The 18,201-nt window shown below is 57.9% G+C and carries 14 protein-coding genes; 9 read left to right on the top strand and 5 right to left on the bottom strand.

Translation table 11 applies throughout. From position 1 onward, the window contains the following. Window positions 1–5: 5 nt before the first annotated feature. Both aceA and aceK read left to right on the top strand, forming a co-directional pair. Complete coding sequence (aceA, locus tag AC0IXH_RS16255) at window positions 6–1,310, top strand: isocitrate lyase (protein WP_471720724.1); 1,305 nt, start codon at window positions 6–8, stop codon at window positions 1,308–1,310. Window positions 1,311–1,329: 19 nt separating this feature from the next. Beyond that, window positions 1,330–3,138 carry a bifunctional isocitrate dehydrogenase kinase/phosphatase gene (aceK, locus tag AC0IXH_RS16250; protein WP_471720723.1) on the top strand — a complete coding sequence of 603 codons (1,809 nt, stop codon included), beginning with the start codon at window positions 1,330–1,332 and terminating at the stop codon, window positions 3,136–3,138. Here the strand turns inward: aceK and AC0IXH_RS16245 are convergent. The 4 genes from AC0IXH_RS16245 to iclR all read right to left on the bottom strand — a co-directional run bounded on the left by AC0IXH_RS16245 (window position 3,084) and on the right by iclR (window position 7,076). Further along, complete coding sequence (locus tag AC0IXH_RS16245; protein WP_041691858.1) at window positions 3,084–3,725, bottom strand: bifunctional 4-hydroxy-2-oxoglutarate aldolase/2-dehydro-3-deoxy-phosphogluconate aldolase; 642 nt, start codon at window positions 3,723–3,725, stop codon at window positions 3,084–3,086. The genes aceK and AC0IXH_RS16245 overlap by 55 nt on opposite strands. A 14-nt stretch (window positions 3,726–3,739) precedes the next feature. Beyond that, window positions 3,740–5,560: a phosphogluconate dehydratase gene (edd, locus tag AC0IXH_RS16240; protein WP_471720722.1), complete on the bottom strand. Its 1,821-nt coding sequence runs from the start codon at window positions 5,558–5,560 to the stop codon at window positions 3,740–3,742. Beyond that, the gene (gene gntK / locus AC0IXH_RS16235) at window positions 5,557–6,096 is read right to left on the bottom strand and encodes a gluconokinase (RefSeq protein WP_471720721.1); all 540 of its coding nucleotides are present in this window, start codon (window positions 6,094–6,096) and stop codon (window positions 5,557–5,559) included. Before gntK ends, edd begins: the two co-directional genes overlap by 4 nt. Window positions 6,097–6,242: 146 nt before the next feature. Next, complete coding sequence (gene iclR / locus AC0IXH_RS16230) at window positions 6,243–7,076, bottom strand: glyoxylate bypass operon transcriptional repressor IclR (protein WP_013200325.1); 834 nt, start codon at window positions 7,074–7,076, stop codon at window positions 6,243–6,245. 197 nt (window positions 7,077–7,273) lie between these two features. Between iclR and metH the strand changes: the two genes are divergently transcribed. Further along, window positions 7,274–10,957: a methionine synthase gene (gene metH, locus AC0IXH_RS16225; RefSeq protein ID WP_471720720.1), complete on the top strand. Its 3,684-nt coding sequence runs from the start codon at window positions 7,274–7,276 to the stop codon at window positions 10,955–10,957. On the opposite strand, the gene AC0IXH_RS16220 is transcribed toward metH, so the two are convergent. Then, window positions 10,954–11,706 carry a UTRA domain-containing protein gene (locus tag AC0IXH_RS16220; protein WP_471720719.1) on the bottom strand — a complete coding sequence of 251 codons (753 nt, stop codon included), beginning with the start codon at window positions 11,704–11,706 and terminating at the stop codon, window positions 10,954–10,956. The two genes, metH and AC0IXH_RS16220, sit on opposite strands and share 4 nt — an antisense overlap. Before the next feature lie 208 nt (window positions 11,707–11,914). Between AC0IXH_RS16220 and AC0IXH_RS16215 the strand changes: the two genes are divergently transcribed. The 6 genes from AC0IXH_RS16215 (at window position 11,915) to AC0IXH_RS16190 (ending at window position 18,185) form a co-directional block, all read left to right on the top strand. After that, window positions 11,915–12,976: an ABC transporter substrate-binding protein gene (locus AC0IXH_RS16215; protein ID WP_013200328.1), complete on the top strand. Its 1,062-nt coding sequence runs from the start codon at window positions 11,915–11,917 to the stop codon at window positions 12,974–12,976. A 9-nt stretch (window positions 12,977–12,985) separates the two neighbouring features. Next, the gene (locus tag AC0IXH_RS16210; RefSeq protein ID WP_134823220.1) at window positions 12,986–13,801 is read left to right on the top strand and encodes an alkaline phosphatase family protein; all 816 of its coding nucleotides are present in this window, start codon (window positions 12,986–12,988) and stop codon (window positions 13,799–13,801) included. Then, entirely contained in the window at window positions 13,801–14,640 is an 840-nt protein-coding gene (locus AC0IXH_RS16205; RefSeq protein WP_013200330.1) for an ABC transporter permease, read from the top strand. The genes AC0IXH_RS16210 and AC0IXH_RS16205 overlap by 1 nt, the downstream gene beginning before the upstream one ends. Window positions 14,641–14,652: 12 nt before the next feature. Beyond that, entirely contained in the window at window positions 14,653–15,438 is a 786-nt protein-coding gene (locus tag AC0IXH_RS16200; RefSeq protein ID WP_013200331.1) for an ABC transporter permease, read from the top strand. 2 nt (window positions 15,439–15,440) lie between these two features. Beyond that, window positions 15,441–16,433, top strand: a complete 993-nt coding sequence (locus AC0IXH_RS16195; protein WP_471720718.1) for an ABC transporter ATP-binding protein — start codon at window positions 15,441–15,443, stop codon at window positions 16,431–16,433. A gap of 126 nt (window positions 16,434–16,559) precedes the next feature. Beyond that, entirely contained in the window at window positions 16,560–18,185 is a 1,626-nt protein-coding gene (locus tag AC0IXH_RS16190; RefSeq protein WP_134823222.1) for a Na/Pi cotransporter family protein, read from the top strand. The last annotated feature ends 16 nt before the right edge of the window (window positions 18,186–18,201 follow it).

Here is an 18,201-nt window from a genome sequence, read left to right as displayed (position 1 = left end):
TTGCTATGACATCTCGTACCCAACAGATCGAACACCTGACGCAATCCTGGAACGATGCACGCTGGGAAGGCATTACCCGTCCTTACACAGCGGAAGAGGTGGTGAGGCTGCGCGGCTCGGTTAATCCGGCCTGCACTCTGGCACAGCTGGGAGCACAAAAACTGTGGCATCTGCTGAACGGTGGGTCGAAGAAGGGCTATATCAACAGCCTTGGCGCGCTGACCGGCGGCCAGGCACTGCAGCAGGCGAAAGCGGGGATCGAGGCGGTGTATCTCTCCGGCTGGCAGGTGGCGGCGGATGCCAACCTCGCCGGCAGCATGTATCCCGATCAGTCGCTCTACCCGGCCAACTCGGTGCCATCGGTGGTTGAACGCATTAACAACACCTTCCAGCGAGCCGATCAGATCCAGTGGGCCAATCAGATTGAACCTGGCGACGCGCGTCATGTGGATTATTACCTGCCGATCGTTGCCGATGCAGAAGCGGGCTTTGGCGGCGTGCTGAATGCCTTTGAACTGATGAAGGCGATGATTCAGGCCGGGGCAGGCGGGGTGCATTTTGAGGATCAGCTGGCGTCGGTGAAAAAATGCGGCCATATGGGCGGCAAGGTGCTGGTGCCCACCCAGGAAGCGATTCAGAAGCTGGTTGCGGCAAGGCTGGCGGCGGATGTGATGGCGGTGCCAACGGTGCTGATTGCCCGCACTGACGCGGATGCCGCCGACTTAATCACCTCCGACTGCGATGACTATGACCGCGAATTTATCACCGGCGAGCGCACGCCTGAAGGCTTCTTTAAAACGCATGCCGGTATTGAGCAAGCGATCAGTCGCGGGCTGGCTTACGCGCCCTATGCCGATGTGCTGTGGTGCGAAACCTCGACGCCGGATTTGTCGCTGGCGAAGCGCTTTGCCGACGCTATTCATGCCCGTTTCCCGGGCAAGCTGCTGGCCTATAACTGCTCGCCTTCGTTTAACTGGAAGAAGAACCTCGATGACAACACCATCGCGCATTTCCAGCAGTCGCTGAGTGAAATGGGTTACCGCTTCCAGTTTATTACCCTGGCGGGCATCCACAGCATGTGGTTCAACATGTTCGATCTTGCCCGCAGCTACGCCGAAGGGGAAGGGATGCGCCATTACGTGGAAAAAGTGCAGCAGCCGGAGTTTGCCGCGCGGGAGCAGGGTTACACCTTCTCCTCCCATCAGCAGGAAGTCGGAACCGGTTATTTTGACAGCGTCACCAATATCATCCAGGGCGGCGTCTCGTCAGTGACCGCGCTGACCGGATCAACGGAAGAACAGCAGTTCTGAGTGGAACAACGGGGGCCCCATGCCGCAACGAGAAACGCTGATCGCACACACCATCCTGCAGGGATTTGATGCGCAGTATGGCCGGTTTCTGGAAGTGACTGCCGGGGCCCAGCACCGTTTTGAACAGGCCGACTGGCCTGCGGTACAGGCGGCAATGAAAGCCCGTATTCATCTGTACGATCGCCATGTGGGTCTGGTAGTGGAGCAATTGCGCTGCATTACCGGGGAGCAGGTGAATGACGATGCTTTTCTGTTGCGGGTGAAGGCGATTTACACCGACCTGCTGCCCGACTATCCCCGGTTTGAAATCGCTGAAAGCTTCTTTAATTCCGTCTATTGCCGTCTGTTTGGGCATCAACTGCTGACGCCCGAGCGGCTGTTTATCTTCAGCTCACAGCCGCAGAGACGCTTTCGCACCCTTCCGCGTCCGTTAGCGAAAACCTTCCACGCCCACGGCGACTGGCAGGCACTGCTGAGCCGGGTGCTGCACGATCTGCCGTTACGCCTGCCGTGGCAGGACTGCCCGCGGGATATCGGCTTTGTGATCGCCCATCTGCAGGAAAACTTCAGCGCGCAGCAGCTGGCTGGCGCATCGCTTGAAGTGGCCAACGAGCTGTTCTACCGCAATAAAGCCGCCTGGCTGGTGGCAAAACTGCATCTGGCGTCGGGTGTCTATGCCTTTCTGTTGCCGATCCACCGCAGCGATCGGGGCGAACTGTTTATTGATACCTGTCTGACGCGCAAGCGCGAAGCCAGCATCGTGTTCGGCTTTGCCCGCGCCTATTTTATGGTTTACGCGCCGCTACCCGCCGCGCTGGTGGAGTGGCTGCGCGAAATCCTGCCGGGAAAAACCACCGCCGAGCTGTATATGGCGATCGGTTGCCAGAAGCATGGCAAAACCGAGTGTTACCGCGAGTATTTGCAGTATATGCGCGCGACTGAGGACGAATTTATCATTGCGCCTGGCGTGCGGGGACTGGTGATGCTGGTATTCACCCTGCCGGGATATGACCGGGTTTTTAAGGTGATCAAAGACCGCTTTGCACCACAAAAGGAGGTGACGCCGGCGCGCGTCCGCGCGTGCTATCAGCTGGTCAAGGAACACGACCGCGTTGGGCGCATGGCGGATACGCAGGAGTTTGAAAACTTCGCCGTCGACAAGGCGCGTATCAGCCCTGCGCTGTTACAGGCGTTGCAGCAGGAGATCCCGGAAAAATTGCAGCCGCAGGGCGACAAGCTGGTGATCAGCCATTTGTACCTCGAACGCAAAATGACGCCGCTGAATCTGTGGCTGGAACAGGCAGATGTGCAGCAACGGCGGGAAGCGATTGAAGAGTATGGCAATGCGGTTAAACAGCTGGCCGCCGCCAATATTTTCCCCGGCGATATGCTCTTCAAGAACTTTGGTGTCACCCGTCACGGTCGGGTGGTGTTTTATGATTACGACGAGATCAGCTACATGACCGAGGTGAATTTCCGGCAGATCCCCGCGCCGCGCTATCCGGAGGATGAGCTGAGCCATGAACCCTGGTACAGCGTGTCGCCTGAAGATGTTTTCCCGGAAGAATTTCGCCACTATCTTTGTGCCGATCCGGCGATTGCGCGGCTGTTTGATGAGATGCATGGGGAATTATTTACCGCTGCGTTCTGGCAAAACCTGCAGCAGCGTATTGCGGAAGGGCATATTGAGGATGTTTTTGCCTATCGTCGCCGGCAGCGCTTCTGCCAGCGTTATCCGCAGAGCCTGACCGAAAGCCAGGCTCTGCGTCAGGATCAGGCGGAGGCGCCTGCTACCGCTTCACGTGCCAGCGAGGTGATGCGATCGTAATCGCCGCTCTCCAGCGCGTCATTCGGCACCAGCCAGGAGCCGCCGATACAATGCACGCTGTTAAGCGCCAGATAGTCACGGTAATTCGCCGGTGAAATGCCGCCCGTCGGGCAGAAGCGAACCTGAGGGAATGGACCGGCGATGGCCTGCAACGCTTTCACGCCGCCGTTGGCTTCCGCCGGGAAGAATTTAAACTCACGCAAACCCTGATCCAGTCCCAGCATCAGCTCGGACACGGTGCTGATCCCAGGGATCAGCGGGATCGTGCCGGCGTTTGCGGCCTGCAGAAGATCCTCAGTCAGACCTGGGCTGATGGCGAACTGCGCGCCCGCTTCGGTCACCTCGCGCAGCTGCTGCGGGTTGATCACCGTGCCGGCCCCAACGATCGCGTCCGGGACTTCTTTGGCAATGGCGCGGATGGCGTCAAGGGCGCAGGCGGTACGCAGCGTCACTTCCAGCACGCGAACACCGCCCGCCACTAAGGCTTTAGCCAGCGGCACCGCGTGCTCCAGCTTATTGATCACGATGACCGGGACCACCGGACCTGAGGTCAGGATCTGCTCAGCACTGATTTTCCAGTTATTCATTAGCCTATTCTCCGTTAAAATTTGATGCAGCAGGCGCCCTGTTCGGCACCGGAAAGCTGACTACGCAACGCGCCAAATAATTCGCGCCCGGAGCCGATATGTTCAGCGCTTAAATCAGGCTGATAAGCCATTCGGTCATGCAGAACCTGCGGATCAACCTGCAGTTCCAGCTCGCCAGTGCGGCCATTGACCCGAATGATGTCCCCGTTTTGCACTTTCGCCAGCAGTCCGCCGGTGTAGGCCTCAGGCGTCACATGGATGGCGGAAGGCACCTTGCCAGATGCGCCAGATAAGCGGCCATCGGTGACCAGCGCCACCTTAAAGCCGCGATCCATCAATACGCCGAGCGGTGGCATCAGCTTATGCAGCTCCGGCATGCCGTTGGCCTGTGGGCCCTGGAAACGCACCACCACCACACAATCTTTGTTTAATTCACCGGCCTCGAAGGCGGGCAGCACGTCATGCTGGCTTTCAAACACCACCGCAGGCGCGGTAATGATCTGGTTATCCGCCGGCACGGCAGAGGTTTTCATCACTGCGCGGCCCAGATTTCCCTGCAGCACCTTGGTGCCGCCATGCTGCTCGAAAGGCTGCGCAACCCTGGCGATCACCTTGTCATCAAGTGACACTTCCGGGCCGTCCCGCCACGCCAGCTGGCCGTTTTCCAGCCACGGTTCCTGGGTATAACGCTGCAAGCCAAAACCGGCCACGGTATGCACCTCTTCATGCAGCAGGCCGTGCGCCAGCAGTTCCCGCACCAGCAGCGCCACGCCGCCGGAAGCCTGGAACTGATTAATGTCGGCCGGGCCATTGGGATAGATCCGGCAAAGCAGCGGAATAGCTTCGGAAAGGTCGGAGAAATCATCCCAGTTAATCTGTATTCCCGCCGCGCGGGCCATCGCCACCATATGCATGGTCAGGTTGGTGGAGCCACCGGTCGCCAGCAGCGCCACAATCCCGTTCACCACCACTTTTTCATCAACCAGTTTGCCTAACGGCAGATAGTTGCCGGACATTTCGGTCAGGCGCGTGACCTGGCGGGCAGCGGCATCGGTCAGCGCGTCGCGCAGTGGCGTATCAGGATGGATAAATGACGAACCCGGCAGATGCATGCCCATCACTTCCATCACCATCTGGTTGGTGTTCGCGGTGCCGTAGAAGGTGCAGGTGCCAATGCCGTGATAGGAGGCGGCTTCCGCTTCCAGCAGCGCATGGCGATCGGCTTTCCCTTCGGCATACAGCTGGCGAACGCGGACCTTTTCTTTATTGGGCAGCCCGCTGCTCATTGGTCCGGCGGGAATAAACAGCGCCGGCAGATGACCAAAGGACAGGGCGGACATCACCAGACCGGGAATGATTTTGTCGCAGATGCCAAGGAACAGCGCGCCATCGAACATATTGTGTGACAGGCCGACAGCCGAAGACATGGCGATGATATCGCGGCTCATCAGCGACAGCTCCATGCCGTCCTGGCCCTGCGTTACGCCGTCGCACATTGCGGGCACGCCACCCGCCACCTGACCCACGGCACCGACCTGATTCAGGGCGCGGCGAATTTTATCCGGGTAAACCTCGTAAGGTTGGTGGGCGGAGAGCATATCGTTATAGGCGGTAATGATGGCGATATTGCTGCGCACCATATTTTTCAGCGATGCCTTATCGTCTGGCTGGCAGGTGGCAAAGCCATGGGCAAGGTTGCCGCAGGCCAGCTTGGCACGCTGCACGGTTTTGGATCGGGCTGCGTCGATACGCTTCAGATAGGCAGCGCGGGTCTCAGCCGAGCGATCGATAATGCGCTGTGTGACGCGGGCAATGGCGGGGTGAACGCTGTTCATGCGCAGGCTTCCTGTGGCTGGAAGAGCTGGATATGCTCAACCGTGGCGGCAATCACCTGCTCCAGCGGTTGATTGATGTCGATGATTTTGACGTCACTCTCTTCGACGCCCGGCTGTTCCAGCGCGGCAAACTGACTGACCAGCATCTGGGTTTTGAAGAAATGCCCGCTGCGGGCGGCCAGGCGCGCTTCAATCACCGGGAAATCGCCATGCAGATAGACAAACGAAAGGTTGCTGTTACCGGCGCGCAGACGGTCGCGATACTGCTTTTTCAGCGCGGAGCAGACGATAATCGACACGCTGTTAGTACGCTGCATGGCAAAGGCGGCATTGTTGAGCGCCGTCAGCCACGGCGCGCGGTCGCCGTCATTTAACGCTTCGCCTGAGGCCATTTTCTGAATGTTATCGCGGGGATGCAGGAAATCGCCATCCAGCATGCCTGCCGAGAGCTGGCGGGCGACGCTTGACGCCACGGCCGATTTTCCGCTGCCGGAAACCCCCATGATGACGTAGATTCGGTGGTGTTGATTGCTCATAGCTCAGCTCCAAAATAGCAAAGGCACGACGCTCGCTGGCGTTGTTACCGGTAACATCTTTCCTTAGCATTGTTGGGGGAATGCGCTGAGGACGCAATCAGAACAGCGGGGAATCGGCGGTAATTGTGATCTGGTTCAAATTTTGTTTAGCGCGCGCCGCCGTATTCGCGGGTGATCTCTTTCGCGGCTTTTATCACCAGCGCACCCATCTCGGTCACCCGGTCATCGGTCACTCTGGAAATCGGGCCGGAAATCGAAATCGCGGCAAACGGTTCGTGGTGCTCGTCATAAATGCAGGCCGCCACGCAGCGCAGGCCCAGCGCATGTTCTTCATCATCGAAGGAGAAGCCCACTTTGCGTACCTGCGCGAGGTTCTCTTTTAAGCTGTGCGGCGACATCAGGGTTTTTGGCGTGTAGTGATGTAAGCCCTGACGGTGCAGCAGCTCGCTGACCTGCGCATCATTCAGATTGGCGAGGAACGCTTTGCCCGCGCCGGAGGCGTGCATCGGCAGCTTGCCGCCAATCGGCGCGGACATCCGCATCAGCTGCGTACACTGCACCTGGTCAATAATCACCGCCTGGCGATCGCTCAGGTCCAGCACCGCCAGATTGACGGTTTCGCCGGAGTCTTCCATCAGCTGGCGCAGCATCGGATGGACCAGCGCCAGCAGATTGCGGCTCTGTAAAAAGCTGCTGCCGACCACAAAGGCATGCGCACCGATGGTCCACAACCCCAGATCGCCCACCTGGCGGACAAAGCCCTGCTGTTGCATGGTGGTCAGCAGGCGATGCGTGGTGGAGTTGGGCAAGCCGGCCTGTTGTGCCAGCTCGGTTAACGCCACGCTGCCGTGCGAATCAGCGATAAATTCCAAAAGCTTCAGGCCACGGGTCAGTGACTGAACCTGTCCGGCTGGTTGGGCGGGCTGAGCAGCAGCCGCGCGGGGTTTTTTACCGCGTTTAACCACGACGGGGGTCGCCATATCTGACTCCTTAATTTTCACCATGTGGAAATCATTTTCGTTTTATTGGTTAATAATGCAACGTGAGCTTTACTGGTCGGAGGTGTTGGCGCTTTGCCTGAAAATGTCTCACCGTCGATTTCTTTTACCCGCTCAAAAGTTGTGCCAGTATGTTCAGCTGGCCGTGTTGCCAGTGGGTAGACGTTGAAGGGGCGAGAGTGAGCAACAGAATTGAAGCACTGCAGCAGCAGCTGGCGAAACGTATCATGCTGCTTGATGGCGGCATGGGCACCATGATCCAGAGTTATAAGCTGGACGAGGCCGATTTTCGCGGTCAGCGTTTTGCCGACTGGCAAAGCGATCTTAAAGGAAACAATGACCTGCTGGTGCTGACCCGTCCGGACATTATCAGCGAGATCCACCACGCTTATCTGGAAGCGGGTGCCGATATTCTGGAAACCAACACCTTCAACTCCACCACCATCGCCATGGCGGATTACCATATGGCGTCGCTGTCGGCAGAAATTAACTTTGCCGCCGCCAAACTGGCACGCGCCGCCGCCGATGAATGGACCGCGCGCACGCCGGATCGCCCGCGCTACGTGGCGGGCGTGCTCGGCCCGACCAACCGCACCTGCTCAATATCGCCCGACGTCAACGATCCTGCTTTCCGCAACGTGACCTTCAATCAGCTGGTGGACGCCTACCGCGAATCCACCCGCGCGCTGGTGGAAGGCGGTTGCGACATCATCATGATCGAAACCGTTTTCGACACCCTGAATGCCAAAGCCGCCATCTTTGCCGTCGAAAGCGAATTTGAAGCGCTGGGCATTACGCTGCCGCTGATGATTTCCGGCACCATTACCGATGCGTCTGGTCGTACGCTGTCTGGCCAGACGACGGAAGCGTTCTATAACTCACTGCGCCATGCCAGGCCGCTCTCCTTTGGCCTGAACTGCGCGCTGGGCCCGGACGAGCTGCGTCAGTACGTGGCTGAACTCTCGCGCATAGCCGAAGGCTACGTCACTGCCCACCCTAACGCCGGTTTACCAAATGCCTTCGGTGAATACGATCTGGATGCGAAGATTATGGCGGAGCAGATCGGCGAATGGGCGCAGTCTGGCTTCCTGAACATTGTCGGCGGCTGCTGTGGCACCACGCCTGAGCATATTGCGGCAATGGCGAAAGTGATTGAAGGCGTGGCGCCACGTGCGCTGCCTGAGTTGCCGGTCGCCTGTCGCCTGGCGGGCCTTGAGCCGCTGACCATCAGCGCCGACTCGCTGTTTGTGAACGTCGGCGAACGCACCAACGTCACCGGCTCAGCCAAATTCAAGCGTCTGATTAAAGAAGATAAATATAACGAAGCGCTGGAAGTTGCGCTGCAGCAGGTACAAAGCGGCGCGCAGATTATCGATATCAATATGGACGAAGGGATGCTGGATGCGGAAGCGGCGATGGTGCGCTTCCTCAATCTGATCGCCGGCGAGCCGGATATTGCCCGCGTGCCGATCATGATCGACTCCTCAAAATGGGAGGTGATTGAAAAAGGCCTGCAGTGCATCCAGGGCAAGGGCATCGTTAACTCGATCTCGATGAAAGAGGGCGTCGACGCCTTTAAGCATCACGCCAGGCTGGTACGCCGTTACGGTGCCGCGATGGTGGTGATGGCCTTTGATGAAATCGGTCAGGCAGACACCCGTGAACGTAAAATCGAGATCTGCCGTCGGGCCTACAAGATCCTGACCGAAGAGGTCGGTTTCCCGCCTGAAGACATCATTTTCGACCCAAATATCTTCGCGGTAGCGACCGGGATTGAAGAGCATAACAACTACGCGATGGACTTTATTGGCGCCTGTGAAGACATCAAACGCGAACTGCCGCACGCGATGATTTCCGGCGGCGTCTCGAACGTTTCCTTCTCCTTCCGCGGCAACGAACCGGTGCGTGAAGCCATCCACGCGGTGTTCCTGTATTACGCCATCCGTAACGGTATGGATATGGGCATCGTTAACGCCGGTCAGCTGGCGATATACGACGACCTGGACGAAGACCTGCGTCATGCGGTGGAAGATGTGGTGCTTAACCGCACCGATCAGGGAACCGAGCGTCTGCTGGAGATTGCCGAAAAATACCGTGGCACCAAATCCGACGAAGGCAGCACCAAACCGCAGGCCGAATGGCGCAACTGGGAGGTTGAAAAACGCCTTGAGTACTCGCTGGTTAAGGGCATTACCGAATTTATCGAAGAAGATACCGAAGCCGCCCGCCAGAATGCCAGCCGCCCGATCGAAGTGATTGAAGGGCCGTTAATGGCCGGGATGAACGTGGTCGGCGATCTGTTTGGCGAAGGCAAAATGTTCCTGCCGCAGGTGGTGAAATCGGCCCGCGTGATGAAGCAGGCGGTGGCCTATCTCGAACCCTATATTGAAGCCAGCAAAGAGAAGGGCAGCACCAACGGCAAGATCGTGCTGGCGACGGTGAAGGGCGATGTGCATGACATCGGCAAAAACATTGTCGGCGTGGTTTTGCAGTGTAATAACTATGAAATCATCGACCTGGGCGTGATGGTGCCGAGCGATAAAATCCTTAAAACCGCCCGCGAACATAACGCCGACATCATTGGCCTGTCCGGTCTGATCACGCCATCGCTGGATGAAATGGTCAACGTGGCGAAAGAGATGGAGCGCCAGGGCTTTACGCTGCCGCTGCTGATCGGTGGGGCGACCACCTCGAAAGCGCATACCGCGGTGAAAATCGAACAGAATTACAGTGGTCCGGTTGTCTATGTACAAAATGCCTCGCGTACCGTTGGCGTGGTGTCGGCCCTGCTGTCCGCCGCCCAGCGCGATGACTTTGTTGCGCGCACGCGCAAAGAGTACGACACGGTGCGGATCCAGCATGGACGTAAGAAGCCGCGAACGCCGCCGGTCAGCCTGCAGGTTGCCAGGGACAACGATCTGCCATTTGACTGGGCAACCTACACGCCACCCGTAGCACACAGAATGGGTGTAAGCGAAGTAAGTGCTAACATCGAAACTCTGCGACATTACATCGACTGGACGCCATTCTTTATGACCTGGTCGCTGGCGGGTAAATATCCGCGCATTCTGGAAGATGAAGTGGTCGGTGAAGAGGCCAGACGGCTGCTAGCGGATGCCAACGCGATGCTGGATGACCTGAGCGCCAAAAAATCCTTAAATCCGCGGGGCGTGGTGGGGATTTTCCCGGCTAACCGCGTGGATGACGATATTGAAATCTATGAGGACGAGTCGCGCAGCCATGTTTTGCAAGTGAGTCATCACTTACGTCAGCAGACAGAAAAGACGGGCTTCCCGAACTATTGCCTCGCCGATTTTGTCGCGCCGAAGTCCAGCGGTAAGGCCGATTACCTGGGGGCCTTTGCCGTCACCGGCGGGTTGGAGGAAGATGCGCTGGCCGACGCGTTTGACGCGCAACATGATGACTACAACAAAATCATGGTGAAGGCGTTGTCAGACCGTCTGGCAGAAGGGTTTGCTGAATACCTGCATGAGCGGGTGCGTAAGGTGATTTGGGGCTTTGCCGCCACGGAAAACCTGAGTAATGACGAGCTGATCCGCGAGAACTATCAGGGCATCCGTCCGGCGCCGGGTTATCCGGCCTGTCCGGAACACACCGAGAAAGAGACTATCTGGAAGCTACTGGACGTGGAGAAGCACACCGGGATGAAGCTGACCGAATCCTTCGCCATGTGGCCAGGCGCGGCGGTATCAGGCTGGTACTTCAGCCATCCGGACAGTAAGTACTTCGCGGTAGCACAGCTGCAGCGCGATCAGATTGAAGACTACGCCCGCCGCAAAGGCATGGCGGTCAGCGAGGTTGAACGCTGGCTGGCACCGAATTTGGGCTACGACGCAGACTAACCTTCCTCTTCAGGGCAAGCCGGCTGGCGGCTGGTTTGCTCTGCTTGTCTCACCTGCACATCAATATACAGCGCGTCATAGCGCCAGTATTCGTAGTCACAGTCGATGATGCGATCGTGCTGATCGCGGTTAACGCGGGTGATAAACAGCGCGGGACTGCCTGATGCCACTTTCAGCGCCGGCGCGGCAAAGGTTGGCAATGGCGCGGGTAACATGGTGAAACCCACGCGTCCGTAATTGATGCCGTACTCTTCCTGATACAGGTGGGTCAAGGAACGGGTGAGATCAAAGCTCAGCAGGTCCGGGAAATACTGGGGATTCAGGTAGTGCTCGACATACAGCACCGCGCGGCCATCAATCCGCCGCAGCCGCTGGATGCGATAGACGTCCTCGCCTTCGTTCATGCCCAGCTGTCGGGCCAGTCCGGCACTGGCCTGAACGCGTTGCGCATCCAGCACCTCCGTTTGGGCTTTTCGGCCCTGCTGCTCAGCCATCGCATGGAAGTGGCTGCGCAGCAGCGGATCGTAAGCTAACCGGGGAGGCGCGATAAACCAGCCGCGGCGCAGTTCACGGTAAATCATCCCCTGAAACTCTAACTGGCCCAGCGCCTCGCGCAGGGTGATGCGTGTGGTGGAGAACTGCTCGCTCAGACTACGCTCCGACGGCAGGCGTCCGCTGGCCGCAAAATCACCGCTGGCGATCCGCGCGGCCAGCGTATGGCAAATGACATCTACAGTTAACGCTTTCATCACATCAAAGCCTCAATTTGGTGCGAAGCTGCACATAAACAGAACAATCTTCGCGCAGATCCCACATTCCAATGCTATCAGAGATGTTGGACTAGTCCACAGCCCACAAGGCCCTGACATAAAACTGTCATATCGCCAGGCTAGATTGGCTCGGATCTTGCTGGACTAGTCCAGAAGGCCACTCAACTTATCATCTGGAGCAGCAGTTATGAAATCTTTGTTCGCATCTGTGTTAGCCAGCGCCATCTTCCTTGCCCTTCCGGCCGCCCACGCCGCCGAATCCGACCTTGCTGCACTGGAGAAAGCCGCGAAAGCGGAAGGTCAGGTCAACAGTGTCGGTATGCCTGACAGCTGGGCTAACTGGAAAGGCACCTGGGCCGATATCAGCAGCAAATACGGTATCAAGCACAGCGATACCGACATGTCCTCTGCTCAGGAACTGGCGAAATTTGCCGCTGAAAAGAGCAATGCCACCGCCGATATCGGTGACGTCGGCGCCGCGTTCGGCCCGGTTGCCGTGCAGAAAGGCCTGGCGCAACCGTACAAGCCCAGCACCTGGGATCAGGTTCCTGCCTGGGCAAAAGACAAAGAGGGTAACTGGGCGCTGGCCTATACCGGCACCATCGCCTTTATCGTCAACAAAGATCAGGTTAAAGACATCCCGCACAGCTGGGCTGACCTGAAAAAAGGCAAATACGTTGTGACCATTGGTGACGTTGGCGTGGCGGCGCAGGCAGCGAACGGCGTGCTGGCAGCTGCCTATGCAATGGGCGGTAGCGAGAAAGATCTGAAGCCGGCATTGAGCTTCTTCAGTGACCTGGCGAAAGAAGGCCGTCTGGGCGTAACCGATCCGGTGATTGCCAACATTGAGAAGGGTGAAATCCAGGTTGCCGTGGTCTGGGACTTTAATGGCCTGAACTACCGCGATCAGATTGATAAGAGCAAGTTCGAAGTGGTTATCCCGTCTGACGGCTCAATCACTTCTGGCTACACCACCATCATCAACAAATACGCCAAGCACCCGAACGCCGCCAAACTGACGCGCGAATATATCTTCTCCGATGCCGGTCAGATCAACCTGGCGCGTGGCTATGCCCGTCCAATCCGTGCAGAGCATCTGACGCTGCCAGCGGACGTGCAGGCGAAATTGCTGCCTAACGCGGAATACAAAAATGCGCACCCGATTGCCGATCCTGAAGCCTGGGATAAAGCATCAAAAATGCTGCCGCGTCTGTGGCAGGAAAATGTCATTGTTAACATGAAGCAATAAGGATTCGGGATGAAAACGATTCTGGTAGTGCTGGACGGCCTGAGTTATGAAGTGGCGCAACATGCCATGGGGTATCTGTTTGCGGAATGCGCGCAGGGGAACGGGCAGTTCTACCAGATGACCTGCGAGCTTCCGTCGCTCTCACGTCCTTTGTACGAATGCATCCTCACCGGCGTGCCGCCGGTGAAAAGCGGCATTATTCACAACGGTGTCAGCCGCCTGAGCAAAGAGCGCAGTATTTTCCATTATGCGCGCGATGCCGGGCTGACAACGGCGGCCGCGGCCTATCACTGGGTCAGCGAACTCTACAATCGCTCCCCGTGGCAGGCCGCCCGCGATCGCCACACTGAAGATGCCTCGTTGCCGATTCAGTACGGCCACTTTTACTCTGACGACGGCTATCCGGACTCGCACCTGTTCGAGGATGCGGAAAGCCTGCGCCTGCGCTTCAACCCTGACTTCCTGCTGATCCACCCGATGAACATCGACGATGCCGGACATAAGTTTGGCCTCTCCACGCCGCAATACCGCAACCGCGCCCGCATGGCCGATGGCTATCTGTCGCACTGGATGCCGGGCTGGCTGGAGGAAGGCTATCAGGTGGTGGTCACCGCCGATCACGGCATGAATGATGACCGCAGCCACGGCGGGATCCTGCCGGAAGAAACGCAGGTGCCGCTGTTTGTTTTCGGCAGCGCCTTCTCGTTACAGAAAGACGCCGCGCCGTTGCAGACCGAACTGTGCGGCACGCTGTGCGACATCCTGGGCATCGATCACGATAAGCCGGTATGCCCGGAACTGCTGAACACCCAGGAGAACGCATGATGAAAGGCAAAGGAATAGCGCTGCTGTGCCTGCTGCCCTTTGCGCTGTTCTATATCGCTTTTCAGATCGCGCCTTTAGTGTGGATCGCGATTAACAGCTTCTACAGCGAGATGAACGAAGCCTGGGGCTGGGGAAATTACCGCGATATTTTCACCTCGACCTTTTATCAGCAGGCAATCCGCTTCTCGCTGGATATCTCGATCTGGTCGAGCGTGTATGGCTTGCTGATCGCGCTGGTGGGCGGCTATTCCCTGCATCAGTTGGGCAGCGGCAAGCTGCACCGCTTCTTTATGTCGTTTACCAATATGACCAGTAACTTTGCCGGGGTGCCGCTGGCGTTTGCCTTTGTGATCCTGCTGGGTCTGAACGGTTGCCTGACGCTGCTGATGCGCAAATATGGCCTGCTGGAGGGATTCAAACTCTACTCCACCGACGGCCTGATCGTGGTCTACACCTGGTTCCAGATCCCGCTTGGGCTGTTGCTGCTGTATCCCGCCTTTGACGGGCTGAAGAAGGACTGGGAAGAGTCCGCCGCGTTGCTCGGTGCCAGCCGCATGCGTTACTGGCTGCATATCGGATTGCCGATCCTGACGCCGGCGCTGCTCGGCACCTTTGTGATCCTGCTGGCGAATGCTCTCGGCGCTTACGCCACCATTTATGCCCTGACCACCGGAAACTTTAACGTGATCCCGGTGCGCATTGCAGCACTGGTTTCGGGCGATATCTCGCTCGATCCGAATATGGGCAGTGCGCTGGCGATGGTGCTGGTGGCGCTGATGTCGGTGATCACCGTGGTTCATCAGTGGCTGGTGCGTCGCAGCTACCAGAACGCGCGTTAACGGAGGCGATTCATGTCGAAAATGGAATATGTCTGGCACCGGATCGTTGTCTGGCTGGTGTTTCTGATCCTGGCGTTGCCGCTGGTGGCGACGCTGTTATATGCGCTGGCGACCAGCTGGGGCGCAACCATCCTGCCGGATGGCTTTACCTTCAAATGGATGATCCAGCTGTGGAGCGATCCGCGCTTCCTGGTGGCGCTGGGGCATTCGCTGCTGATCTGCTTCGGCGCGCTGATCTTCTCGCTGGTGCTGGTACTGCCGACGATGTTTGTGATCGCCTACTACTTCCCGAAACTCGATGCGGTGATGAACATTCTGATCCTGATGCCGTTTGCGGTGCCGCCGGTGGTCTCGTCGGTCGGTTTGCTGCAGCTCTATTCCGAACCGCCGCTGATGCTGACCGGCACGCCGTGGATCCTGATCGGCTGTTATTTCACTATCGCGCTGCCGTTTATCTACCGGGCGATTTCCAACAACATGCAGGCGATCAATATGCGCGAGCTGATTGATGCCGCCAATCTGCTGGGTGCCAGCACCTGGCAAGCGGCACTGCTGGTGGTTCTGCCGAACCTGCGTAAGGGCGCGCTGATTGCCGTGCTGCTCTCTTTTTCATTCTTAATCGGCGAATTCGTCTTTGCCAACATGCTGGTCGGCACTAGCTATGAAACGTTGCAGGTCTACCTCTACAACGTGCGCAATGCCAGCGGTCACTTCAGCAGTGCGCTGGTGATCTCCTATTTCTTTGTTGTGCTGCTGGTGACCTGGCTGGCGAATGCCCTGAACCGCGAGAGAGGCTGAAGATGTCTTATTTACACGTCACGCAACTGAACAAGAGCTACGGACCGACGACCATTTTTCAGGACATTGATTTCACCGCCAGCGAAGGGGAGTTCGTTACGCTGCTGGGCCCAAGCGGCTGCGGTAAATCGACGCTGCTGCGTTGTCTGGCCGGCCTGACCTCGGTCGACAGCGGGCAAATTCTGCTTCAGGGCCAGGACATCGTGCCGCTGACCCCACAAAAGCGCTCGATTGGCATGGTGTTCCAGAGCTATGCGTTGTTCCCGAATATGACCGTCGAACGCAACGTCGCCTTTGGCCTGAAAATGCAGAAATGCACCCCCGCCGATATTCAGCGCCGGGTCGGTGAAGTGCTGGAGCTGGTGGAGCTGAATGACTACGCCAAACGCTATCCGCATCAGCTGTCCGGTGGGCAGTGTCAGCGTGTCGCGCTGGCCCGTTCGTTAGTGACCCGGCCGCGCCTGTTGCTGCTGGATGAACCGCTGTCCGCGCTGGATGCGCGCATTCGTCGCCATCTGCGCGACCAGATCCGCCGCATCCAGAAAGAGCTCAATCTCACCACCCTGTTTGTCACCCACGATCAGGAAGAGGCGCTGACGCTTTCTGACCGCATCGTGCTGATGAACAAAGGCAAAATTGTGCAGAATGGCAACGCCGAATCGCTCTACACCCAGCCGGTAGACCTGTTTGCCGCCGGTTTTATTGGTAACTATAACCTGCTGAGTGCCGAACAGGCTTCGCGCCTGACCGGCGAGACCTTCACCAGTCAGGTCGCGTTGCGCCCGGAATCGGTGGCCTTCTGCGCACCGGAGCAGGGGGTCCCGGCTGAAATCCTCAGCCACAGCCTGCTGGGTAACGTCATCCGTTATCGCGTAAAAGCGCGTGAGGTTGAGCTTTTTGTCGATGTGCTTAACCGTTCGGTGGCGGATCTGCATGCGGCGGGCCATCAGGTTGGCCTGCATCTGGACAAGCTTACGCTGCGGGAAGTGGCCTGATTTTGCGGATATATCACGCTGATTAAACAGATTTTTTCAGTAACTCGACTAAACTTACTGCGGTAAGCTGGGCGGAGAAATCCGCTCTCAGTCCGTTTAGTTTGAGAAGTTGTGAGGTCGATATCGGTGTTAACCCTGCTTAATTTGCTTTCTGCTGTCGCGTTGCTGATCTGGGGAACGCACATTGTTCGTACCGGCATTATGCGTGTCTATGGCGCGGATTTACGCCGCGTGCTCAGCCGCAGCGTGTCGAAAAAACCAATGGCCTTTGTCGCCGGGATTGGCGTGACCGCGCTGGTCCAGAGCAGCAATGCCACCACGTTATTGGTCACGTCGTTTGTGGCACAGGAACTGGTCGGGCTGACGCCTGCGCTGGTGATAATCCTCGGTGCCGACGTCGGCACTGCGCTGATGGCGCGGATCCTGACCTTTGATCTCTCCTGGCTGTCGCCGCTGTTTATCTTCTTTGGCGTGGTCTTTTTCCTCGGGCGCAAACAAACGCGCGCCGGGCAGCTTGGCCGCGCCAGTATTGGCCTTGGGCTGATCCTGCTGGCGCTGCAGCTGATTGTTGCCGCGGCGACGCCGATCACCCAGGCCTCTGGCGTTAAGGTGCTGTTCTCCTCGCTGACCGGCGACGTAATGCTGGATGCGCTGATTGGTGCCGTCTTCGCCATCATCAGTTACTCCAGCCTCGCGGCGGTGCTGATCACCGCCACGCTGACGGCGACCGGCGTTATCTCGTTCAAGGTGGCGCTGTGTCTGGTGATCGGTGCCAATCTGGGCAGCGGATTGCTGGCGATGCTCAATAACAGCGGCTCGAATGCCGCCGGGAAACGCGTGGCCCTCGGCAGTCTGATCTTCAAGTTTATCGGTTCGCTGCTGGTGCTGCCGTTTATCGATCTGCTGGCAGAGTGGCTGCAAAAATTGCCGGTGAACGATGAAGAACTGGTGATCTTCTTCCATGTTTTCTACAACCTGATCCGCTGCCTGATTATGGTGCCGTTTGCCGATGCCATGGCCCGGCTGTGTACCGCGTTAATCCGCGATGAGCCGGAAACCGATCTGCGCCTGAAACCGCGTCATCTGGACGCCAGCGCGCTGGATACGCCGGCGCTGGCACTGGCCAATGCCTCGCGCGAGACGCTGCGCATGGGCGATGTGCTGGAGCAGATGCTGGCCACCTTCAGCAAAGTGGTGCATGGCGAACTGCGGGAAGAACGTGAAATCCGCAAGCTGGATGATGATGTGGATGTGCTGTACACCGCGATCAAACTCTATCTGGCGCAGATGCCGAAAGAGGATCTGCCCGAGGAAGATTCGCGCCGCTGGGCTGAAATCATCGAGATGGCGTTAAACCTGGAGATGGCCGGCGACATTCTGGAAAGGATGAGTGGCGATGTGGCTGACAAATCGCTGACCGCGCGCCGCGCCTTCTCCGAAGAGGGGATGAAAGAGCTGGATGCGCTGATAGAACAGCTTTCCGGCAATCTGCGGCTGGGCCTGTCGGTGTTTTTATCGCAGGACGTGACCAGCGCCAAGCGCCTGCGCCGCTCAAAGCACCGTTTCCGCATTACTAACCGCCGTTACTCCCACAAGCATGTGAATCGCCTGCATCAGCATAACGTGCAGAGCATCGAAACCAGCTCGCTGCATCTGGGATTGTTGGGGGATATGAAGCGGTTGAATTCGCTGTTCTGTGCCGTGGCGTATAACGTGCTTGAACAACCGGATGATGACAGGGACGACGACTGAGGAAACGTCCCCCGCC

It is taken from the genome of Erwinia sp. AC075, assembly GCF_979253995.1.
The sequence above is the reverse complement of the archived record's forward strand: the minus strand, read 5'-3'. Positions and strand labels throughout refer to the sequence as shown.